This is a genomic window from Streptomyces sp. IMTB 2501, assembly GCF_001953885.1.
Taxonomy (GTDB): domain Bacteria; phylum Actinomycetota; class Actinomycetes; order Streptomycetales; family Streptomycetaceae; genus Streptomyces.
The window spans coordinates 398,293-418,218 of sequence record NZ_MQUS01000001.1 but is presented as its reverse complement, the minus strand read 5'-3'; the positions used below and the strand labels follow the sequence as shown (position 1 = coordinate 418,218).

At 72.8% G+C, this 19,926-nt stretch carries 15 protein-coding genes and 2 pseudogenes; 8 read left to right on the top strand and 9 right to left on the bottom strand.

What is annotated here, in order from left to right:
* Window positions 1-41: 41 nt before the first annotated feature.
* Complete coding sequence (locus AV521_RS02035; protein WP_076082517.1) at window positions 42-989, bottom strand: ribose-phosphate pyrophosphokinase; 948 nt, start codon at window positions 987-989, stop codon at window positions 42-44.
* 197 nt (window positions 990-1,186) lie between these two features.
* On the opposite strand from AV521_RS02035, the pseudogene AV521_RS02030 reads away from it, so the two are divergent.
* Window positions 1,187-2,047 (top strand): annotated as a pseudogene (locus tag AV521_RS02030) (family 16 glycosylhydrolase); the annotation flags it as partial.
* 31 nt (window positions 2,048-2,078) lie between these two features.
* On the opposite strand, the gene AV521_RS02025 reads toward AV521_RS02030, so the two are convergent.
* Window positions 2,079-2,324, bottom strand: coding sequence for a hypothetical protein (locus AV521_RS02025; RefSeq protein ID WP_076082514.1), 246 nt, complete (start codon window positions 2,322-2,324; stop codon window positions 2,079-2,081).
* Between the two features lie 101 nt (window positions 2,325-2,425).
* On the opposite strand from AV521_RS02025, the gene AV521_RS02020 reads away from it, so the two are divergent.
* Complete coding sequence (locus AV521_RS02020) at window positions 2,426-3,466, top strand: PHP domain-containing protein (protein ID WP_076082512.1); 1,041 nt, start codon at window positions 2,426-2,428, stop codon at window positions 3,464-3,466.
* Window positions 3,467-3,511: 45 nt separating this feature from the next.
* On the opposite strand, the gene AV521_RS02015 is transcribed toward AV521_RS02020, so the two are convergent.
* The 3 genes from AV521_RS02015 to AV521_RS02005 form a co-directional block, all read right to left on the bottom strand.
* Complete coding sequence (locus AV521_RS02015; RefSeq protein WP_076082510.1) at window positions 3,512-4,492, bottom strand: alpha/beta fold hydrolase; 981 nt, start codon at window positions 4,490-4,492, stop codon at window positions 3,512-3,514.
* Window positions 4,493-4,638: 146 nt separating this feature from the next.
* Window positions 4,639-5,928 (bottom strand): ROK family protein, encoded by a 1,290-nt coding sequence (locus AV521_RS02010; protein WP_076082509.1) that lies wholly within the window; start codon window positions 5,926-5,928, stop codon window positions 4,639-4,641.
* Between the two features lie 191 nt (window positions 5,929-6,119).
* Window positions 6,120-9,302: a cytochrome P450 gene (locus AV521_RS02005; protein WP_076082507.1), complete on the bottom strand. Its 3,183-nt coding sequence runs from the start codon at window positions 9,300-9,302 to the stop codon at window positions 6,120-6,122.
* Window positions 9,303-9,538: 236 nt separating this feature from the next.
* Here AV521_RS02005 and AV521_RS02000 point away from each other — a divergent pair, with 236 nt between their 5' ends.
* Window positions 9,539-10,180 (top strand): PAS domain S-box protein, encoded by a 642-nt coding sequence (locus AV521_RS02000; protein ID WP_076083452.1) that lies wholly within the window; start codon window positions 9,539-9,541, stop codon window positions 10,178-10,180.
* Between the two features lie 457 nt (window positions 10,181-10,637).
* Here AV521_RS02000 and AV521_RS01995 read toward each other — a convergent pair.
* Window positions 10,638-11,507, bottom strand: a pseudogene (locus AV521_RS01995) (DUF3626 domain-containing protein); the annotation flags it as partial.
* 98 nt (window positions 11,508-11,605) lie between these two features.
* Here AV521_RS01995 and AV521_RS01990 point away from each other — a divergent pair.
* From AV521_RS01990 to AV521_RS01975, 4 genes are all read left to right on the top strand, one after another.
* Complete coding sequence (locus AV521_RS01990) at window positions 11,606-12,100, top strand: FBP domain-containing protein (RefSeq protein WP_076082506.1); 495 nt, start codon at window positions 11,606-11,608, stop codon at window positions 12,098-12,100.
* 71 nt (window positions 12,101-12,171) lie between these two features.
* On the top strand, window positions 12,172-13,425 hold the full coding sequence (locus AV521_RS01985) for an aromatic acid exporter family protein (protein ID WP_179022774.1): 1,254 nt from the start codon (window positions 12,172-12,174) through the stop codon (window positions 13,423-13,425).
* Window positions 13,426-13,488: 63 nt separating this feature from the next.
* Window positions 13,489-14,538 carry a hypothetical protein gene (locus tag AV521_RS01980; protein WP_076083446.1) on the top strand — a complete coding sequence of 350 codons (1,050 nt, stop codon included), beginning with the start codon at window positions 13,489-13,491 and terminating at the stop codon, window positions 14,536-14,538.
* A gap of 105 nt (window positions 14,539-14,643) precedes the next feature.
* Window positions 14,644-15,843, top strand: a complete 1,200-nt coding sequence (locus AV521_RS01975) for a lactonase family protein (protein WP_079249072.1) — start codon at window positions 14,644-14,646, stop codon at window positions 15,841-15,843.
* Here the strand turns inward: AV521_RS01975 and AV521_RS01970 are convergent.
* Together AV521_RS01970 and AV521_RS01965 are read right to left on the bottom strand one after the other, a co-directional pair.
* On the bottom strand, window positions 15,811-16,536 hold the full coding sequence (locus tag AV521_RS01970; RefSeq protein WP_076082504.1) for a DUF2470 domain-containing protein: 726 nt from the start codon (window positions 16,534-16,536) through the stop codon (window positions 15,811-15,813). The genes AV521_RS01975 and AV521_RS01970 overlap by 33 nt on opposite strands.
* An 80-nt stretch (window positions 16,537-16,616) precedes the next feature.
* On the bottom strand, window positions 16,617-17,222 hold the full coding sequence (locus tag AV521_RS01965) for a TetR/AcrR family transcriptional regulator (RefSeq protein WP_076082503.1): 606 nt from the start codon (window positions 17,220-17,222) through the stop codon (window positions 16,617-16,619).
* Window positions 17,223-17,357: 135 nt separating this feature from the next.
* On the opposite strand from AV521_RS01965, the gene AV521_RS01960 reads away from it, so the two are divergent.
* The gene (locus AV521_RS01960) at window positions 17,358-18,950 is read left to right on the top strand and encodes a cytochrome P450 (RefSeq protein WP_076082501.1); all 1,593 of its coding nucleotides are present in this window, start codon (window positions 17,358-17,360) and stop codon (window positions 18,948-18,950) included.
* Here AV521_RS01960 and AV521_RS01955 read toward each other — a convergent pair.
* Window positions 18,912-19,763, bottom strand: coding sequence for a pentapeptide repeat-containing protein (locus AV521_RS01955; RefSeq protein ID WP_076083441.1), 852 nt, complete (start codon window positions 19,761-19,763; stop codon window positions 18,912-18,914). The two genes, AV521_RS01960 and AV521_RS01955, sit on opposite strands and share 39 nt — an antisense overlap.
* Window positions 19,764-19,926: the final 163 nt, after the last annotated feature.

Genomic DNA, 19,926 nt, shown 5'->3' with positions numbered 1-19,926 from the left:
GTGCCGCCGGGTGCCGCGCCACTCCTTCCTGTCTAGGCGCTCTACGACTGCTCGAACAGGGCGCTCACGGATTCACCGTTGTGAATGCGCCGTACCGCCTCCGCGAGCGCCGGGGCGATGGAGAGCACCCGCAGCTTGTCGGTGGGCTCGCCGTCCACCGGCACCGGCACGGTGTTGGTGCAGACGATCTCCAGCACGTCCGGCTGCTCGCTCAGCCGCTTCAGCGCACCGGCGGCGAACAGCCCGTGCGTGCACGCCACCCGGATCGACCGGACGCCGGACTCGCGCAGCCGGTCGAGGAGTTCGAGCACGGTGCTGCCCTTGGCGATCTCGTCGTCCAGCACGATGACGTCCCGGCCGGTGACGTCGCCGATGACGGAGCTGATGCTCACCCGGTCCTCCGCGAACCGCTGCTTGGCACCGGCCGCCACCCGGGCGCCGATGAGCCGGGCGAAGGCGGCGGCCTCCTTGGCGTTGCCGAGGTCCGGCGAGACGACCGTGGTACGCGCCAGGTCGTACCGGCGAAAGTGCGCGGCGAGTTCACGCAGCGCGTTCAGATGGTCGACCGGCACCGAGAAGAAGCCGTGCACCTGCGGGGAGTGCAGGGTCATGGCGAGCACCCGGCTCGCGCCCGCCGCCACGAGCAGATCGGCGACCAGCCGGCCGCCGATGGAGATACGCGGGGCGTCCTTCTTGTCGGAGCGGGCGTAGGAGTAGTGCGGCATGACGACGGTGATCCTGGCGGCGGAGGCGCCCCGGGCGGCGTCGCACATCAGCAGCAGCTCCACCAGGTGCTCCTGCACCGGCCGGACCAGCGGCTGGATCAGGAAGACGTCCCGTTCCCGGCAGTTGGCCTGCAGCTGCACCCCCAGGCAGTCGTTGGCGAACCGGCTGATCCGGGTGGGACTGAGAGGCACCCCGAGGTGGGCGCAGACCTCGCGGGCCAGGTCGGGATGGGCGCTGCCGCTGAAGACGGCGATGTCTCGCACGATCCGCTCCTCGCCTGTTCGTCACGGGCTGGGCCGTCATGCTATCGGCGGCCCGCCGTGCACCGGGGCACCGGCGACCCCACTTCCCTGACCGCCCATCAGAAACAGGTCCGTACCAGGGTATTGACGCTCGCTTTTCTCACTCCTTAAATCAAGAGGCATCACACCCCCACACCCCCCACGCCGAACGGAGAGCCATGGCTTCCCCACGCCTGCTCCGCCGATGCATCCTCGCCGCCCTGTCCGCCGCGCTGGTCGGCTCCGCCGCCGTCGGTCCGGCGCGGGCCCAGACCTCCGCGTCGGGGGCGGCGACCGTCAGCACCTTCTCGGACGACTTCGACGGGCCCGCGGGCTCGGCGGTCGACTCCTCGAAGTGGACGCTGGAGACCGGGGACAACGTCAACAACCACGAGCGGGAGTACTACACCCCCGGGACGGACAACGCGGCCCTGGACGGCCAGGGCCACCTGGTGATCACGGCCCGCAAGGAGAACCCGGCCGGCTACCAGTGCTGGTACGGCAGCTGCCAGTACACCTCGGCCCGGCTGAACACGGCCGGCAAGTTCAACGCCCAGTACGGGCATGTCGAGGCGCGGATGAAGATCCCTCGCGGGCAGGGCATGTGGCCGGCGTTCTGGATGCTCGGCACGCCCGTGAACTGGCCGGACTCGGGCGAGATCGACGTGATGGAGAACGTCGGCTTCGAACCCTCGACCGTGCACGGCACCATCCACGGCCCCGGCTACTCGGGTTCCGGCGGCATAGGCGCGGCCTACTCACTGCCGAACGGCCAGGCCTTCGCGGACGGCTTCCACACCTTCGCCGTCGACTGGGCGCCCGGCTCGATCACCTGGTCCGTGGACGGGAACGTCTACGAGCGGCGCTCGCCCGCCGATCTCGGCGGGAAGACCTGGGTGTTCGACAACAAACCCTTCTTCCTGATCCTGAACCTGGCCGTCGGCGGCTACTGGCCCGGCGACCCGGACAACAGCACCCAGTTCCCGCAGCAACTGGTGGTGGACTCGGTGTCGGTGACGACGAGCAACCGTGCGGCCGGGTAGGCCGCCCGCGGACGGCCGGCCGAGCGGCTCAGTGCAGCGTCCAGGTGTACTTGTCCCCGCCGACCCACCGGACCACGTCCGGGTCGTCCATGTCGTGGATGGTGATGCCGTACGAGGCGGCGGTCTCCAGTACGTCGGTGACGTGCCTGGCCTCACCGATCACCTGACCGTCGATCTCCATGATCCGGAAGGGCGGCTCACCCGGTCTGCCCTGGCACACACCGAGCACCAGGACCCGCGGACGGGAGATGTGCGGAACTCCTTGTTCGGTCATATAAGAGAGCGTAGAACGCATCCGGCCCCGACGAGTCCTCCACCGAAACCGGCCGGGAGATCGAGAACGCCCCTCCGGGGGGCCTGGTCCACCCTTGGTACATGGAGCCCGTCGACGCCCTGGAGCGGATCGCCTTCCTGCTGGAGCGGTCGCTCGCGCCCTCCTACCGGGTGAAAGCCTTCCGTACCGCGGCCCGGACGCTGGCCGCCCTGCCCGAGGGCGAGGTCGCCGAGCGGGCGGCGGCCGGGACGCTGGAGGCGCTCAAGGGGGTCGGACCGAAGACCGTACAGGTGGTGCGGGAGGCGCTGGCCGGGCAGCTGCCCGGCTATCTGCGCGCGCTGGAGGAGGAGAGCGGGACGGCGCCCGCCGAGGGCCTTGGAGCCGGGTTGCGGGCGCTGGTCCGCGGTGACTGTCACACCCACTCGGACTGGTCCGACGGGGGCAGTCCGATCGAGGAGATGGGGCGGGCGGCGGCCGCGCTCGGCCATGAATGGACCGCCCTCACCGACCACTCCCCGCGGCTGACCGTGGCCCGTGGCCTGTCGGCGGAGCGGCTGCGCGAGCAGCTGGCGGTGGTGGCGGAGCTGAACGCGCGGTGGGCGCCGTTCCGGCTGCTCACCGGCATCGAGTGCGACATCCTTGAGGACGGCTCGCTGGACCAGGAGCCGGAGCTGCTGCGGCGGCTGGACGTGGTCGTGGTGTCCGTGCACTCCAAGCTGCGGATGGACGCCCGCTCGATGACCCGCCGGATGGTGGCCGCCGTCCGCGATCCGCATGCCGACGTGCTGGGGCACTGCACCGGGCGCCTGGTGACGGGCCGGGGGCGGCCGGAGTCGGAGTTCGACGCGGACGCGGTGTTCGCCGCCTGCGCCGAGTCCGGTACGGCCGTGGAGATCAACAGCCGCCCCGAGCGGCTGGACCCGCCACGCCGGCTGCTGCGCAGGGCCGTGGCGGCGGGGGTGCTGTTCGCCGTGGACACCGACGCTCACGCGCCCGGCCAGCTGGACTGGCAGATCCTCGGCTGTGCCCGGGCCGAGGAGTGCGGGGTGCCCGCCGAGCGGGTGGTGACCACCTGGTCCTCCGACGAGCTGCTGGCCTGGACCCATGAGGGGCAGGTACCGGCGCGCGTGGCGAGCGGCTGAGGCGGGTGGGCCGGCCGGGGTGGTGGTCACAGAGGGTGAGACAGGTCACGTACAGCTATGGAACACCGAAGCATGGTTGCCCGTTGAACCAATTGCCCCGGTCGTGATTCCCCCGTCACGGCCGGGGCTTTGCCTGCCCCTGGCGAGGGTCCAGGCGCCCGCCTTCGCCCCGGTGAGTGCGGCGCTCCGGGCGGCTCCGGCGTCGATGAACGCGCGCAGATCCGCCGTGAGCCGTTCCGCGTGCGTGACGAACAGGCCGTGGCCACCGCGCTCGTACACCTTGAGAGTGCCGTCCGGGACGAGCCGGGCCACGCGTTCCGCGGTGCGGTCCAGGGGTGCGGAGGTGTCGTCGGTGCCGTGCACGACGAGCACCGGCACGTTCACCCCGGGCAGCTCGTCGGCGATGTCGAGGGCGGCGACGACGCCCCGGATGCCCATAGCCGCGCGCGGGCCGGCGATCAGGCAGCGGTCGATCAGATGGCGGACGTACTCCGGGGACACCTCGTTGCCGGGCAGATGGGCGGCGAAGAAGGCGTCGACCCCGGCGACGAACCAGGCCGCACGGTCGCGCCTGAACACCTCGTCGTCGGCCCGCACCACCGCCGGGTCCACACCGTCCGGGGTGCCGGGCGAGCGGACCACGCCCGGGCTGACACCGGCGACGACGGCGACACGGGCCACCCGGCCGGTGCCGTGCCGGGTCACACTGCGCAGCGCCTCCGCCGTGCCGATGGAGTGTCCGATCAGGGTGACGTCACGCAGGTCGAGGTGGTCGAGCAGACCGTGCAGATCGTCGGCGAGGGTGTCGAGGTCGTAGCCCGACCACGGCGCGTCGGAACGGCCGTGGCCCCGCCGGTCCAGGGCGACACAGCGGTAGCCGGCCTCCGCGAGCGGCAGCGTCTGGTACTCCCACATCTCGTGGCCGGTATAGGCGCTGGCGGCGAAGACGGCGACGGGACCGTCCGCGGGGCCGTGGTCGATGTAGTGCAGACGGGTGCCGTCGACAGGGCTCTCGTAGTACGGCATGGGGTGCCTCCTCGGCTGTCCGGACCAGGGGCGACGCTGCTCGGCCGCGCTGACGTCCTCGATGCTCCCCGGGTCCCGCGCGCGGGTCGATTACCTGCCATGTAATGGCCTGGTGCGCGGGAGGCGCCGTACCGGTGCGGGTCCGCTCAGCGCGGGGCCCGCTGCCGGAGGGCCGCCCGCCAGGCGGGCAGACGGTCCTCGGTGACCGGTTCGGGCCGGCGGCCGCCGCTGGCGAAGAAGTCGGCCAGCGGCAGGATCGCGGCGCCGACGGTGACCGCGTCCGGGCCGAGGCGGCCGAGGTCGATGGCCACCTTGTCGGCCGGATGGCGCAGCGCGTACGTCGTCGCGTGGCGGCGTACGGCGGGCAGGAAGCGGGTGCCGAGCTGGAGTCCGGCCCAGCCTCCGATGAGGATCCGCTCGGGCTGGAAGAGGTTGATCAGGTCGGACAGGCCGGCGCCGAGGTACTCGGCGGTCTCCTCCAGGACGGCCAGCGCGACCGGGTCGGGTTCGGCGCCCTCGGGCGGATAGGCGGCGGCGAGCATCGCGGTGAGCGCGGTCTCCTCGTCGGTGTCCTCGGGCGGCTGTCCGCCCGCCTCGTGCCAGCGGGCCAGGAGCGACTCGGCGCCCGCATAGGCCTCCAGGCAGCCGGGCGCGCCGCAGCGGCAGCGGCGCCCGCGCACCCGTACCGTCAGATGTCCCCACTCGACGGCCCGTCCGTACTCCGCCTCCGGGGTGACGACACAGGCGCCGACGCCGGAGCCGAAGAGCACGACGACGGCGTTGCGGGCGCCGCGTCCCGCGCCGAACCACATCTCGGCCTGGCCCAGGGTCTTGGCGCCGTTGTCGATGAAGTACGGGATCTCGTCCGGGAGTCGGGAGGCGGAGCGGAGCAGCCGCTCCAGCGGGACCGCGTCCCAGCCGATGGTCTGCCCGTGCACTACGGCGCCCTGGTCCGGGGTGTGCTCGACGATGCCGGGGACGCCGACACCGACACCGAGCAGCCGCTCGGGTGCGGCCTCTGCGGCGCCGAGGACCTCGGCGATGCCGTCGCGGATGTGCCCCGCGATCACCTCGACGTCGTAACCCTGCGGGGTCAGCCGTCGTTCGGTGCGGGCGAGTTCGGTCAGGGCCAGGTCGAACAGCTCGACGCGGACCCGGGTTTCGCCGACGTCGACGCCGATCAGCTGTCCGCTGCCCGGGGCGACGCGCAGCAGCGTGCGGGGCCGGCCGCCGTCGGAGTCGACGCTGCCGGCCTCCTCGACCAGGCCGTCCGCGATCAGATCGGCGACCACGTTGCTGACCGAGCCGGAGCTCAGGCCGGTGGCCGGGCCCAGCTCGAACCGGCTCAGGGGGCCGTCGAAGTACAGCTTCTGCAGCACCGCCGTGCGGTTGCCCCGCCTGAGGTCACGTACCGTGCGCCCGTTCCGCCCCGCCATGCGGCTCCCTTCACGAACCCTGCCCGACCTGCAACATACCCCTTCGGACGGCCGGAGTGCGATATTCCCCACGCCTTAGTTCACGATCTGAGCTAAGAGGTGGCCGGGACCGCCCCGCGCCACGAGGGGCACGGGGCGGTGTGAGGTGCCTGACGGTGTGTGAGGTGCGGGAGCGGGGTACGTGGCGCGGCTCAGCCCGCCGCGTACACGTCCTCGACGTAACGGCCGTCCGCCACCAGCGTGTCGAGCCAGGTCCCGGCCGCGGCCTCGTCGCTGCCCGGGGTGCGCTCCCGGTACAGCGTACGGAACGCCTCCCGGACACCGGGTGCCATCCGGGCACCGTCGCCGCACACGTACACCCGGGCGCCGGAGTCCAGCAGCGCCCAGATCTCGTCGGCCTCGGCGGCGATGCGGTGCTGCACGAAGGCGGCGCCGTTCTCGGGTGCGGCACTGAAGGCCGGGCGCAGCGAAAGGGCGCCGGCTGCCTCGGCGGCCCGCAGTTCCCCGGCGTGCAGGAAGTCGGCGTCGGGGGCGTCGCAGCCGAAGTACAGCAGCGCGGGCGGGAGTTCGGCGCCCGTGGCGCGGGCCGCGGCGCGGTCGGCGACGGCGCCGCGGAAGGGGGCGAGTCCGGTGCCGGCGGCGACCATCACGACCGGCGCCGAGCCGTCGATCCGGAAGACCTCACGGCAGGGCTGGATCCGCGCGTGGATCGTGTCGCCGGCGCCGAGGGAGGCGAGATGGCCGGAACCGGTGCCGCGGTAGCGGCCCCGGCCGGACCGGGCGGGGGCGTCGAGGACGGAGACCATGAGGTCCACGTGGTCCGGGTCGACGGACGGCGAGGAGGACACCGAGTAGTGGCGGGGCCGCAGCGGGGTCAGCAGGTCGAGCAGCAGCGGCCAGTCGAGCGCCCCGCGCAGCGCGGGGTGGTCCTCGGCCAGCTCCAGCAGGGTGCGGGGATCGTCGTCGCCCAGGGCGGCGAGAGCGGCACGCTCGGGCGGGCAGGGGTTGGCCTCGGCGAGCAGGGCGAGCTGCCGGGCCGTCGGCCGCTCCTGCAACTCGACGTGCTGGGTGAGGAGTTGCCGTGCCGACAGGGGCCGGTCCACGGCGAGGCCGTCGCGGCGCGGGCGGGCGGCCCGGATGTCCAGGACGGCGTCGGGGTCGAGGCCGAACGCGGCGACGGCGCGCTCCACCAGGTCCGGGGCGTTGGCCGGCAGGACGGTCAGATGGTCGGCGGTGCGGTAGGTGACGCCCTCGGGCAGCGCGACGCGCAGGAAGCGCTTGGTGCGCGGGTGCCCCGGCGCGGTCAGGTCGTACGCCTCGGTCACGGTCATCGGGACCAGCTCGTGCCGGGCGGCGAGGGCGTCCAGCGGGCCGCCGGTCAGGGTGCGGACCTCGTAGGCGTGCGTGGGTTCGGCGCAAGAGGTGTCCTGCCGGGCGTCGGGGTCGCCGTACTCCGTCAGGAGCGCGGTGCGCAGCCGGGCCGTGAACTCCCGTACGGTGCCGGTGAGATCGCCGGAGGCGTCGGCGGCGGCCCGGTCGGTCAGACGGGTGCCGCCCAGCTCGGCGAGGCGGGCGTCGATGCGGGTGGGGACGTGCTGGTAGGTCGCGGCCCAGTTGCGGTCGCCGACGCCGAGGACGGCGTAGCTCACGCCGGTCAGGTCGGGGCCGCCCTCCAGCCATGCGACGAAGGCGCCGGCGTCGTCGGTGGGGCGGCCGTTGTAGGAGGCGGCGGTGATGACGACGGGCCGGTCGGTGGGCAGTCCGTCCGCGAACGCGTCCAGGGCGGCGACCTCGGTGGCGCAGCCCACGGCGGCGGCCTCGTCTGCGAGCTGGGCGGCGAAGGCGCGGCAGGTGCCGTAGTTGCTGCCGTGCAGGAAGAGGGCGCGCGTGCCGGGGCGGACCCGGGCGGGGAGCGCGTCCGGGGCCGGGGCGCCGTCCTCCTGCGGGCGCGCGGCGCCGGGCAGCGGGGCGTGGACGCGGTCGGCAAAGGTGCGCGGAACGAGGGTGAGGGTGAAGCCCTCGGGCTTGAGGGTGAGCGTCTCCTTCACGCTGAGCCGGTAGTCGGCGTGGTCCTGCAACCGGTAGCGGTGGACCAGCATGGCAAGCAGCATGGTCGCCTCGTGGAGCGCGAACTGCCGCCCGATGCAGGCGCGTTCACCGGTGCCGAAGGGCTTGAAGGCGTGCACCGGGCGGGCCGCCTCCGCCGCGGCGGTGAACCGCTCCGGATCGAAGTGCTCCGGGTTGTCGCCCCACACGGGCTGCCGGTGCAGCATCGGGGTGACCACGGAGAGGGACTGGCCGGCCCGGAGGGGGATCCGGCCACCGAGCATTGTGTCCTCGCGGGCACGCCTGCTGAACGCGGCGGCGGTCGGCCACAGCCGGAGCGCCTCGTTCAGGACCTGGCGGGTGTAGGTGAGCCGGCCGATGTCGTCGTACGACGGATCCGGGTCGGCCGCGTCGCCCCACAGCGCGTCGGCCTCGCGCTGCACCAGCCGGAGCACGGCGGGGTGCTTGGCGAGGTAGTACAGGGCGAAGGACATGGCGCCCGAGGTCGTCTCGTGGCCGGCGATCAGGAAGGTGATGACCTGGTTGCGGATGTTGGCGGCGTCCAGGGTGGTGCCGTCGGCGGGGTGCGGGGCGCTGAGCATCAGCCCGAGCAGGTCCTCGGCGCCGCTCTGGTCGGTTCCGGCGCGGGAGGCGATGACGTCGTCGACGACCTGTGCGAGATAGTCGGCGTCCGCGCGGAAGGCGGTGTCGGCGGCGGAGTAGTCCTGGCCCGGGTTGCGGGCCAGCCGGTTCATGCTCCACTCCAGGCAGCGGACCATCGACTCCACGAACGGGTGCGGCTCGCCGCGTTCGAACGAGCCGAAGTCGTAGTCGAATCCGGCCAGCCCGATGGTGTCGAGGGTCATCCGGGTCATGTCGTCGGGCACGTTCACGGTCTGCCCGTCCCGGGCCGCGCGGTCCCAGGAGTCGATGAGCCGGCGGGCCACCTTGAGCATCACCGGGTGGTAGGTGCGCATCGAGCCGAGCGCGAAGGCGGGCATCAGGATGTCGTGCGCCTTGGCCCAGTTGGGCTCGTCGTTGTAGGCGGTGAACAGGCCGTCGGCGGTGAATTCCCGCACGTTCTCCAGGGCGGGCCCGACGTGCTTGGCGAACCGGTCCTCGTCGGCGAGGTCCGCGACCAGATCGGCGTCGGCGACGAACAGCACGTCCCGGCCGTACAGCCGGCGCACCAGCACCGGGCCATGGGCGCGCATCAGCTCCATGAGCTGCTGTATGGGGGTACACCCGGGACCGGTGGCGGTGATGTCGACGACGGGGATGCCGGGCAGGGTTCCGGCCGGATCGGGGTGCAGTGCGGTGGGGGCCATGGCGCGACAACTGCCTTTCGCGGTAACGGAGTACTCGCGGTAACCGAGTACTGCGTTCCAGGGTGATCGACCCACCGGGAGTGCCGGCGCCACGGCACTACACGATCGTGCAGTCAAATCTCGGTTGCGGGCCTTGCTGCGGCCCCGGAGCAGTGCCCCCCCGGGGCGCGCGGTTTGCCGCTGACCTGGATTTACGTCTTGGATGAAGGGGTGGTTCGACACTTCGGGAGGTGGCCGTGGATGCGGGGCAGGCCGACGGGGTCGTGTGGCGCAACCGGGCCCTGACGCTCTTCGACCGGGTATCGGTACCGGTCGCGGTGTGCGATGTGTACGGCCAGGTGGTGATGGCCAATCCCGCGATGGCCGCCGAGTGCGGTACGACGCCGGGGCGGCTGCGCGGCCGGGACGTACTGGAGCTGTTCCGCCCGCAGGAGGCCGGCCAGGTCGAGCGGATCGCCGTGGCGTTGCGGCTGCGGCACCGCTCCCGCTACCAGGTGTCGGTGCGCTGGCGGGCCCCCGGCGGGGGCGAGCGGTACGGCGAGCTGACGGCGGACCCGGTGAGCGACACCGTGGACGAGACCCCGGCCCTGCTGGTGATGCTACGGGTACAGGGCGAGGCAACGGCGCCCGAGCCGGAGCCGGTGCGGGTCACACCGGTGGAGGGCCGGGTACTGGCCCTGCTGGCGGGCGGCGCCACCACGGCCGCCGCCGCCCGCGAACTGGGCCTCAGCAAGGACGGCGTCACCTACCACCTACGACGCCTGTCGGCCCGCTGGCGCACGGCCACCCGCACCGAACTGGTCGCCCGCGCCTACGCGTTGGGCGTCCTCGCCCCCGGGGTGTGGCCACCCGAGCCGAGGACCACCGAAACGGGGTGAGCCGCGCCGTCCGCGTGGGACGAGGGCGTGAATCGGCGAACAGGCCCTGTCCCTACGTGCCGGGAGCGGCCGGGGCCGAGCCGGACACACAGGAAGCAGCCAGAGCCGATCCGGACATGCCGACGGCGGCCGAGGCCGAGCCGGACGTGCGGGAAGCAGCCAGAGCCGATCCGGACATGCCGACGGCGGCCGAGGCCGAGCCGGACGTGCGGGAAGTGGCCGGGGCCGATCCGGACATGACGGCACGCGCCGCACCCGAGCAGGCAGGGCAGGGAAGCAGCGGGGCCGAGCCCACAGCACCAGCAGACGCCGAGACCGAGTCGGACGCGCCCGAAGACCCCGAAGCCGAGCAGGACACCCCGGCACACGCCGCACCCGAGCAAGCAGGGCAGGGAAGCAGCGGGGCCGAGCCCGCAGCACCGGTAGACGCCGAGACCGAGTCGGACGCGCCCGAAGAGCCCGAGGCCGAGCAGGCCGTGCCCGCGCCCTCCGGGGCGCCGAAGCGGGCCAGGGTGTGCCAGACCATCTTCAGGTCCTGGAGGTGGTGGCGGCCGGTGCGGGTCGCGTCGCCGATGACGCGCGGGGTCAGCAGGCCGCGCTCGGCGATCAGCGCGCCGAGGTCGGCGTACTCCGGCCCCCGGTAGTCGGCGTGGCGGCGCAGTTCGGTGACGGTGAGCCGGTAGCCGGGGTGCCACTCCAGCGGGCAGGGCAGCCGCCGGGCCGCCGCCTCCACCGGGGTGTCCCGGTAGCTCGCGTCGAGCACGAGCGCCTCGACGTCCCGGGCGAGCAGCACACCGGCATGGACGTGGCTCTCGATGTAGTCGTTGAGCGCATCCCGCTCGTCCGCCTCCGCGAGCGCGATCAACGGCATGGCCGAGGCCACCCCGAAGTCGGTTGGCTCGGCCGCGCTGTCCGGATAGCAGAAGGTGGCCCGGTCCAGGACGGCTCCGGCGAGCCTGAGGTGCGAGGAGCCGAAGCGCGGGGCCGCCCCGACGGCCTGCCGGCGGAAGTCCAGCGCGCCGTACAGCGGACGCTCGACCGGGGCCGCGTCGTCGTACACGCCGCCGAAGATCCGGCTCTCCCAGCGGGCCCGGTCGCCTCCGGGGTGCGCGGTGAGCCCGCCGTTGCTGGTGCCGGTGACGAACTGCGAGTGGTACGCCCCGTCCCTGGCCAGCGCGTCGAGGATCGGCAGCCCGCCGGAGACCCGGTCGGGATGGAAGTTCAGGGTGATGCGCAGACCCGGGTCGAGCGGCGGGCCGGACAGCCCGGTGGCCACGTGGTCCAGCGCCCGCCGGGCGCGCGGTGGCAGCCACTGCCGGAAATCCATTGGCTCACCCTCTCATGGCTACCTAGGATAGTTATGAGCCTAATAACTTTAGGTTCAGACCTATTACTTCACGGTCACGAATCCAGAAGGACTCCCCCATGAGATCGCTCACCGAGCAGGACATCCGCAACTCCTTTATCAACTGTTCCAAGGGGGAGGCCAAGCGGCTGGCGGTCCCGAGGGACCTCGGCGAACGCCCCTGGGACGACCTGGATTTCCTGGGCTGGCGAGATCCGGGCGCACCCGACCGGAGCTATCTGGTCACCGAACGGGGCGACCGGCCCGTCGGCGTGGCCCTGCGCTTCCAGACCGCGCAGCGCGGGTTTCTGCACCGCAGCATGTGCTCGGTCTGTCTGACCACGCATCCCGGTGGCGGGGTCACGCTGATGGCGGCACGGAAGGCGGGGGCGGCGGGCCGCGAGGGCAACTCGGTCGGCCTGTACATGTGCACCGACCTGGCGTGTTCGCTGTACGTACGGGGCAGGAAGGTGCCGGAGTCCGGCGCCCGCTTCGAGGAGAGTCTGACGACCGAGCAGCAGATAGCCCGCATGACGGGCAATCTGTCCGCGTTCATCGACAAGCTGTGCACCTGAGGCTTGCGGACAGCCCCGTTCCTCGGTCCCGGCACGTTCGTCCCGCCCGAGGAACGGGAACAGGCCAAGGGATGCACGACGTACGCAAGTGGAACGCGGGGCTCCTGCGCCTGCTGAAGCGCCGCCGGGAGCCGGTGGTGGTCCAGACGCTGCGGTCGGCGACGGCGGCGACGATCGCCTACGTCGTCGCCCTGCGGCTGAGCCCCGAGCCGGCCCCGCTCACGGCCCCCCTGACCGCGCTGCTGGTCGTCCAGGTGACCTTCTACGCCACCCTCACCAACGGCATCCGACGGGTGAACTCGGTGGTGGCCGGAGTGCTGGTCGCCATCGCCTTCAGCGTGCTGGTGGGGCTGACCTGGTGGAGCCTCGCCCTGCTGATCGTGGCCGCGCTGACCGTCGGGCACCTGGTGCGGGTCGACGAGTACGTGGCCGAGGTGGCGATCAGCGCCATGCTGGTGCTCGGGGTCACCACCGTCGGGTTCACCGCCTGGGCGCGGATCGTGGAGACGCTGATCGGCGCGGTCGTCGGCACGGCCTGCAACCTGCTGCTGCCACCGCCGGTGTGGGTGGACGAGGCGGGCCGCTCGATCGGGGACCTGGCGCGCCGGGTACGGCAGTTGATGCTGCGGATGGGCGAGGAGGCCGCCGGCCGGACCCCCTGGGAACGGGCGGCCGCGCGGCTGCACGAGGCACGCCTGCTGGACCAGCACATCGCCCATGTGGACGCGTCCCTGCGGCAGGCCGAGGACAGCCTGCGGCTCAATCCGCGCGTCAAGGAGGGGCTGCTGCACCGGGTGGTGCTGCGCACCGGTCTGGACACGCTGGAGATCTGCACCGTGGTCCTGCGGGTGCTGGCCCGGTCCTTCACGGACCTGGCGAAGGCGCGCGGCGCCGAGGACCTGTTCCCGCCCCGGGTCGGGGCGACCGTGGAGCAGCTGCTGTCGGAGATCGGCGACGCGGTGGTCAGCTTCGCGGTGCTGGTCACCACCCAGCTGAGCGAGAACGCCGACGCGGCGGAGGCCCGGCTGACCGCCGAGCTGCACGCCGCGGCCGGCACCCGGGACCGGCTGGCCGAGCTGCTGCGCGAGGAGGTCGCCAAGGACTGGGCCAACTGGCAGCTGCTCGGCGCCGTGCTGACCGAGACGACCCGGATCGTCGACGAGCTGAACACCGAGCACCGCACCCGCCGCCTGCTGGAGGAACTCGACCGGGTCTCGCGCGAGCACCGGGCGAAGCTGCCCCGGATGACCCGGCTGCGCGAACGGCTCGGGGTGCAGGAGGAGCTGTGGCGGAACCGTACGGGGTTCGGCGAACGTTCTCGGTGAGGACGAACGCACTCACGGGAGGTGAGCGTTCCGATGCGAGAGCAGGGCGAAGGGGGCGACCGGATGACTGGTTCCGGGGTGCGGATCGACGGAAACACACTGCGGCTGCCGGGCGGGGTGGCGGTGCGGTTCGTCCGCACGCTGCGGCTGCCGGAGACGGGCACGCATCCGCTGCCGCCGGGGCTGGGCGAGTTCCCGGTCCGGCGGGTGGCGGACCACGCCGACACGGTTCCCGAGGAGTGGCGGGCGCGTGGTGGCGTGATGCTGCCGGTGTACCTGCGCGAGGCGATGTGGCTGAGCTTCTCCGGTACGACGGAGCCGGCCGCGCTCCAGGTCGGGGTCGGCAAGGTGTGCGCGGTGTCCGGGCGGCCCTGGAGCGACCGTCTCACCCGGGATCCGCAGAACTACGTGGTGCTGCCCCGCCAGCCCTGGCTGGACGGCATCAACTCCGGAAAGGGCACGGTCCGCCAGTTCGTCGCGGTGCCGCTGGGTCTCGGCGCGACGGTGGAGGGGCAGGTCACCGGCGAGGAGGTGTGGGGCGGAGTGCAGCTGCAGTCGTTCCCGCTGAAGGAGCCGCTGCTCACCGAGTGGCGGCGTCGCGAGCGGGAGCGTGCGGAGGAGCGGCGCAGGGCCCTGGCGGCCGGGGCGGCTGGCGGGTACGGCGCGCCGATGGCGATGATGGCGTCCGCCCCGGGCGCACCGTCCGCCCCGGGCGCGCCGCGGTTCGGCGGCGCCGCGATGGGTCTCGGCGTGGGCGGCACCATGCGCCAGGAGGTCTACCGGGACGACCGGCCGTTGACGGACTGGTCCGAGCAGCCCGCCGGGCGTGTGTTCGTGCACCTGGTCACACCGCCGCAGTGGCGGCGCATCACGGGCGAGGCGCCCCCGCCGTCACCGGTGGACCGGGCGGCGTACACGAGCGCGGGCCTGCCCTGGTACGACTACTACGACGCCGATGCCGAGGATCTGGCTCCCACGGACACCCTGGAGGCCGTCAAGCCTGCCGGCGAATGGCTCGGGGACGACCTGGATCCGTGGCAGCCGCCGTCCGAGGACCAGGTGACCCCGCTGAAGGACGCGCCGGGCAAGCCGGTCGAGGACGGCGACTGGTAGATCGCGTTGCGCGGTATGCAACCTCCGTTGCCCTGCTTGCCGTTGCCGGGTGCAAGGGCCAAGGTGGCTGTCACGACCGGGGCGAGCGACGGCCTGAGGTGCGGCATGGACACGGAGGAAGCGGGGACGGACCGGCACTGGAGCAGACGCCGGTTCGTCGGGGCCGTGACGAGCGCGGCGGCCGTGCTGGCGGTCCCGTCTCCGGCGGCCCCGCCGGCCGGCCCCGCACGTGAGGCCGACGCGCCGCGGGCCGCCGCACCGCCCCGCGGCGAGTCCGGCCCCCGGCCGCTCTACATCGGCACCTACACCTCGGCCGACGGCGGCGGCACCGGCATCGGGCTGGCTTCCTACGACCCGGGGACCGGCCGGATCACCGGCTCCGGCACACTCACCGGAGTCCCCGACCCGTCGTATCTCGCCGTCCACCCGGACGGCCGCACGCTGTACGCGGTGGACGAGCGCCAGGACGGCGGGGTGACGGCCGTACGCCTCGCCGACCGGCACCTCCTCGGCACCCGCGGCACGGGCGGCGCGGGCCCCTGCCATCTGTCGGTGCACCCCTGCGGACGCTGGCTGCTGAGCGCGAACTACGGCTCCGGCAGTGTCGCCGTGCATCCGATCGACGCCTCCGGCGCCCTCGGCGAGCGCACCGACCTGGTCACGCACACCACCCCGGCACCGGGTCCGGGTCAGGACGGGCCGCACGCGCACCAGTTCATCACCGCCCCGGACGGCGGCCATGTCCTCGCGGTCGACCTCGGTACCGACACCGTCTACAGCTACCGCCTCGACCAGGCGAAGGGCACGCTGACGGAGGTGGCGCAGGCGCACACCCGGCCCGGGGCCGGCCCGCGCCATCTGACGTTCCATCCGGGCGGCCGCCACGCCTATCTGGCCGACGAGGTGGACGACACGGCCACCGTCTGCGCCTACGATCCGGCCTCCGGCCGGCTGACTATCGGCGAGCCGCAGTCCACGGGCTCGGGCGGCGGCACCAACTACCCGGCGCAGTTCGCGGTGACGGCGGACGGCGGGTACGCGTTCCTGGCCAACCGGGGCGACAACACCCTCGCGCGGTACGCGATCGAGGACGACGTCGCCCGGCTGCGACTGCTCGGCACCGTGCCGGTGGGCGGGGACTTCCCGCGGCAGATCGCGCTCTCGCCGGACGGCGGGCTGCTGTTCGCGGCGAACCAGCACTCGGGTACGGTCACGGTCTTCCAGGTGGACCGGGCGAGTGGTGAACTCCGCTCGGCCGGCGCGCCGTTCGCCTCACCGGTCGCCGTCTGCGCGCTGCCGCTGTAGGGCGCGAGGGCAGGCGGCGGCGCTGGCCTGTGCCAGCAGGGCGTGCATACGCTCGGTGAGCTGGGCGACGTCGTCGGCGGGCGTGTGGAAGGGCAGCCGTACGTCGCCGTGGGCGCGGGTGCGCTCGATGCGCAGCGTCAGTCCGTGCCGGTCGACGGCGAGGGGCAGCACGCGGGTCGCGGCGTGCAGGCTCTCCGGTCGCACGAGGCGGGTCAGCCGCTCGACGGCGTCCGGGTGGGCGTCGGCGAGGTGGGTGAGGAGCCGGGCCTCGGCGCACGCGAGCGGGTCGGGCCGGGCGGCGGCGAAGTCGTCGAGGTCGATGACCACGGCTCCGGAGGACTGCCGCAGCACCACCCGCGTGGGCCGGAACAGCAGGGTGCCGCGGTCCGGGGCGAACCAGCCGGCGAGATAGAGCCGGGCCCGGATCCGGCCGCGTACGGGTACGGGGGCCACGTCGGCGAACTCCACTACGGCGGAGGGATCTTGACGCGGGGCGCAGACGGCCGCCGTGAACAGGGCGCTGTCGTCGGGCACCGCCAGCCGTACGGCTCCCTCGTCGGTCACTGTGTGCGCGCCGACGTACTCCTCGCGGGCACCGTCCGCGGTCACCGCACACGACCAGGCGGCGGCCAGCACCGACCGTGCCCGTTCCGCCGCGCCGGGTGCGGCCGTCCAGTCCTGCGTGTCACCCATCCGAGACCTCCTTAGGTAAGCCTTGCCTAACCTATCGGAGATCAGAGCGCACGCCAACCACTCCCCACCGGCGGCAGGGATCAGGCGATGACACCCAACAGCGCCCGCGCACACAGGTCACGCACCTGCTCACGGGTCAACTCGCCGTCGCGCAGCCACTCCAGGCACACGGCCGTGGTGAAGGCGAGCCAGCCGCGCACGGCCAGCCGGACCTGCGGGGCGCTCTCGAAGACGGGACCGAACTCGGGGTCGGCGGCGAGCGCGGCCAGGATCTGCCGCTCCTGGGCGGCAAGGGCCCGCTGATAGACCCGGCGTACGGCCTGGTCGCCGGCCGCGTCGGCGCGATGGAAGGCGCGGAAGCCGTGGGCGTGGGCCTGGACGTAGCCGAGGTAGGCGTCGAGGCCGGCGGTGAGCTGCTCGCGCACCGGAACTCCGGGCACCGCCGCCGTCATGCGCAGCATCCGCTCGCTCTGGCGCTCGACGACCGCGGCGAAGAAGTCCCGCTTGGTCGGGAAGTAGTGGTACAGCAGCCCCCGGGACACTCCGGCGATCTCGGCGACCTGCTCGATCCACACGTCGTCGTACGGGCTCTCCGAGAACAGCTTCGCCCCGACCGACAGCAGCTGCTCACGGCGTTCCTCGGTGCTGAGTCGGCGCCGGGCGCGCTCCCCCTGGTTCGCGGACATGGCCTCACTTTACTTGACGTGGGTTCAACAAGCGGACCAGACTGAAACCGGTTATTGAATCCACGTACAACACGCGCTTGTCACAGCCGCGCATCACAGATTCAACGGTCCGCTGGATCAAGGGAGATCGGCGACATGGCGGAGACCACGCAGACGATGGCGGGGACCACACAGCCCACGGACACAGGCCTGCCGAAGGGTTTCCGGAGCGCCGAGCAGGGCTGGCCCGAGCTGCACCGCATCCCGCATCCGCCGCGCCGGCTGCCGCTGCTCGGCGATGTGCTCGGCGCCGACCGGCGCACCCCTGTGCAGGACTCGATGCGCCTCGCGCGCGACCTGGGACCGATCTTCCGGCGCCGGGCCTTCGGCAAGGAGTTCGTGTTCGTGTGGGGCGCACGGCTGGCCGCGGACCTGGCCGACGAGTCCCGGTTCGCCAAGCACGTCGGGCTGGGCGTGGCCAATCTGCGGCCGGTCGCCGGGGACGGCCTGTTCACCGCCTACAACCACGAGCCCAACTGGCAGCTGGCGCACGACGTCCTGGCGCCCGGCTTCAGCCGGGAGGCCATGGCGGGCTACCACGGGATGATGCTGGCGGTCGCCGGGCGGTTGACCGATCACTGGGACCGCGAGGCGGCGGCCGGGCGCACGGTGGACGTGCCCGGGGACATGACCAAGCTGACGCTGGAGACGATCGCGCGGACCGGGTTCGGGCACGACTTCGGCTCCTTCGAACGGGAGCGGCCGCACCCCTTCGTCACCGCGATGGTCGGCACGCTCACCTATGCCCAGCGGCTGAACAGCGTGCCCGGGCCGCTGGCCCCGCTGGTACTGCGTGCCGCCGCCCGGCGCAACGCGGCCGACATGGCCTATCTCAACCGCACGGTCGACGACCTGGTCGCGGACCGGCGCCGCTCGGGCCGCGGGGACGGCGACCTGCTGGACCGGATGCTGGAGACGGCACATCCGCAGACGGGCGAGAAGCTGTCGGCACAGAACGTCCGCAAGCAGGTGATCACGTTCCTGGTCGCGGGCCACGAGACCACCTCGGGCGCGCTCTCCTTCGCCCTGTACTACCTCGCCCGGCACCCCGAGATCGCCGCCCGGGCCCGCGCCGAGGTGGACCGCGTCTGGGGCGACACCGCACAGCCCGGCTACGACCAGGTCGCCAAGCTGCGCTACGTCCGCCGGGTGCTGGACGAGTCGCTGCGCCTGTGGCCGACCGCACCGGCCTTCGCCCGCGAGGCCCGGCACGACACGGTCCTGGCCGACGACCATCCGATGCTCCGGGGCGGCTGGGCGCTGGTGCTGACACCGATGCTGCACCGCGACCCCGAGGTGTGGGGCGAGGACGCCGAGCGGTTCGACCCGGACCGCTTCGACGCGCAGGCCGTACGCTCCCGGCCCCCGCACACCTTCAAGCCGTTCGGCACCGGCGCACGGGCCTGCATCGGCCGCCAGTTCGCCCTGCACGAGGCGACACTGGTCCTCGGCCTGCTGCTGCGCCGCTACGACCTGACGTCCGACCCGGGGTACCGGCTGACCGTCACGGAGCGGCTGACGGTGATGCCGGAGGGGTTGCGACTGGGGCTGGAACAACGCCCCAACGGGGCGCGGGGCTGTGTGGATCGTGCGGCTACCACCACGACGGACCCGCAGACGAACGACGCCACATCGCGGGACGTCGAATCGTCAGCGGCCCGCTGTCCAGTGCACCGGCCGGCTGACTGACCCCGGCAACCGGGTCCCGGCGCTGCCCCGCGCAGCGTTCAGCTGCGGCTGGGTGAGGAAAAAGGCACCGGTGAGGTCCGCGTCGGTCAGGTCGGCGTCCCGCAGATCCGCGCCGATCATGTCCGCGTCGCGCAGATCCGCGCCGGTGAGGTCGGCGGCGATGAGATACGCGCCGCGCAGACTCGCCCCGCGCAGATCGGCGCCCCGGAGCCGGGCCCCGATGAGATCCGCGCCCCGGCGGTCCTTGCCCTTGCCCTTCTTGCCGCCTTTTCCGCCGCCGGCACCGGCCCGGGCCAGCTCGCTGGTGCGCAGCAGCAGCACATTGACCTGCTGCCGGTACGCGGCCACATCCAGCGCGGCCAGTTCCTCGGGGCTCTGCCGGGTCAGCCGCTCGGTCTCCTCCCGTGCCCGCCGCAGGTCGGGACGGACGGGGCCGGCGGCGGCCAAGCCGAGCGCCTCGGTCAGGTACCACAGCAACTCGTGCAGCTGCCGTACGACCGGGAACACGTCGAACATCCGGCGCGCGTGCTCCTTGGATCCCGTACGCCAGTCCTGCCCGCCGAAGGTGAGCTGCGAGACCTTCTGTCCGGCGCCGAAGCAGTCGTAGACCGTGCAGCCGGTGAAACCCTTCTTCCGCAGGTCGGCGTGGATGCCGCAGCGGTGGTCGCCCTGGAGGTTCGGGCACGGCTTGCCGGCGGGCTTGTTCAGCGCGAAGTCGGCGGACGCGGCGAAGGGCAGGGCGACACAGCACAGCCCGAAGCAGCTCGCGCAGTCCCCGCGCAGCTGCGGAAGGCCCGCTATCTGATCTGGCATGGGGGACAGCCTACCGACCTGCGGAATCAGCATTCCGCCCGTTCAGGGAGACCTTGACCTCCCGCGCTGAACGGCCGCCGCCGGCGGCGGACCTGGACAGAGCGACGCACGACGCCGCATGTCGGCGGCTGCAGGAGGTCCTCGGCCTCGCCGCACGTAGCCT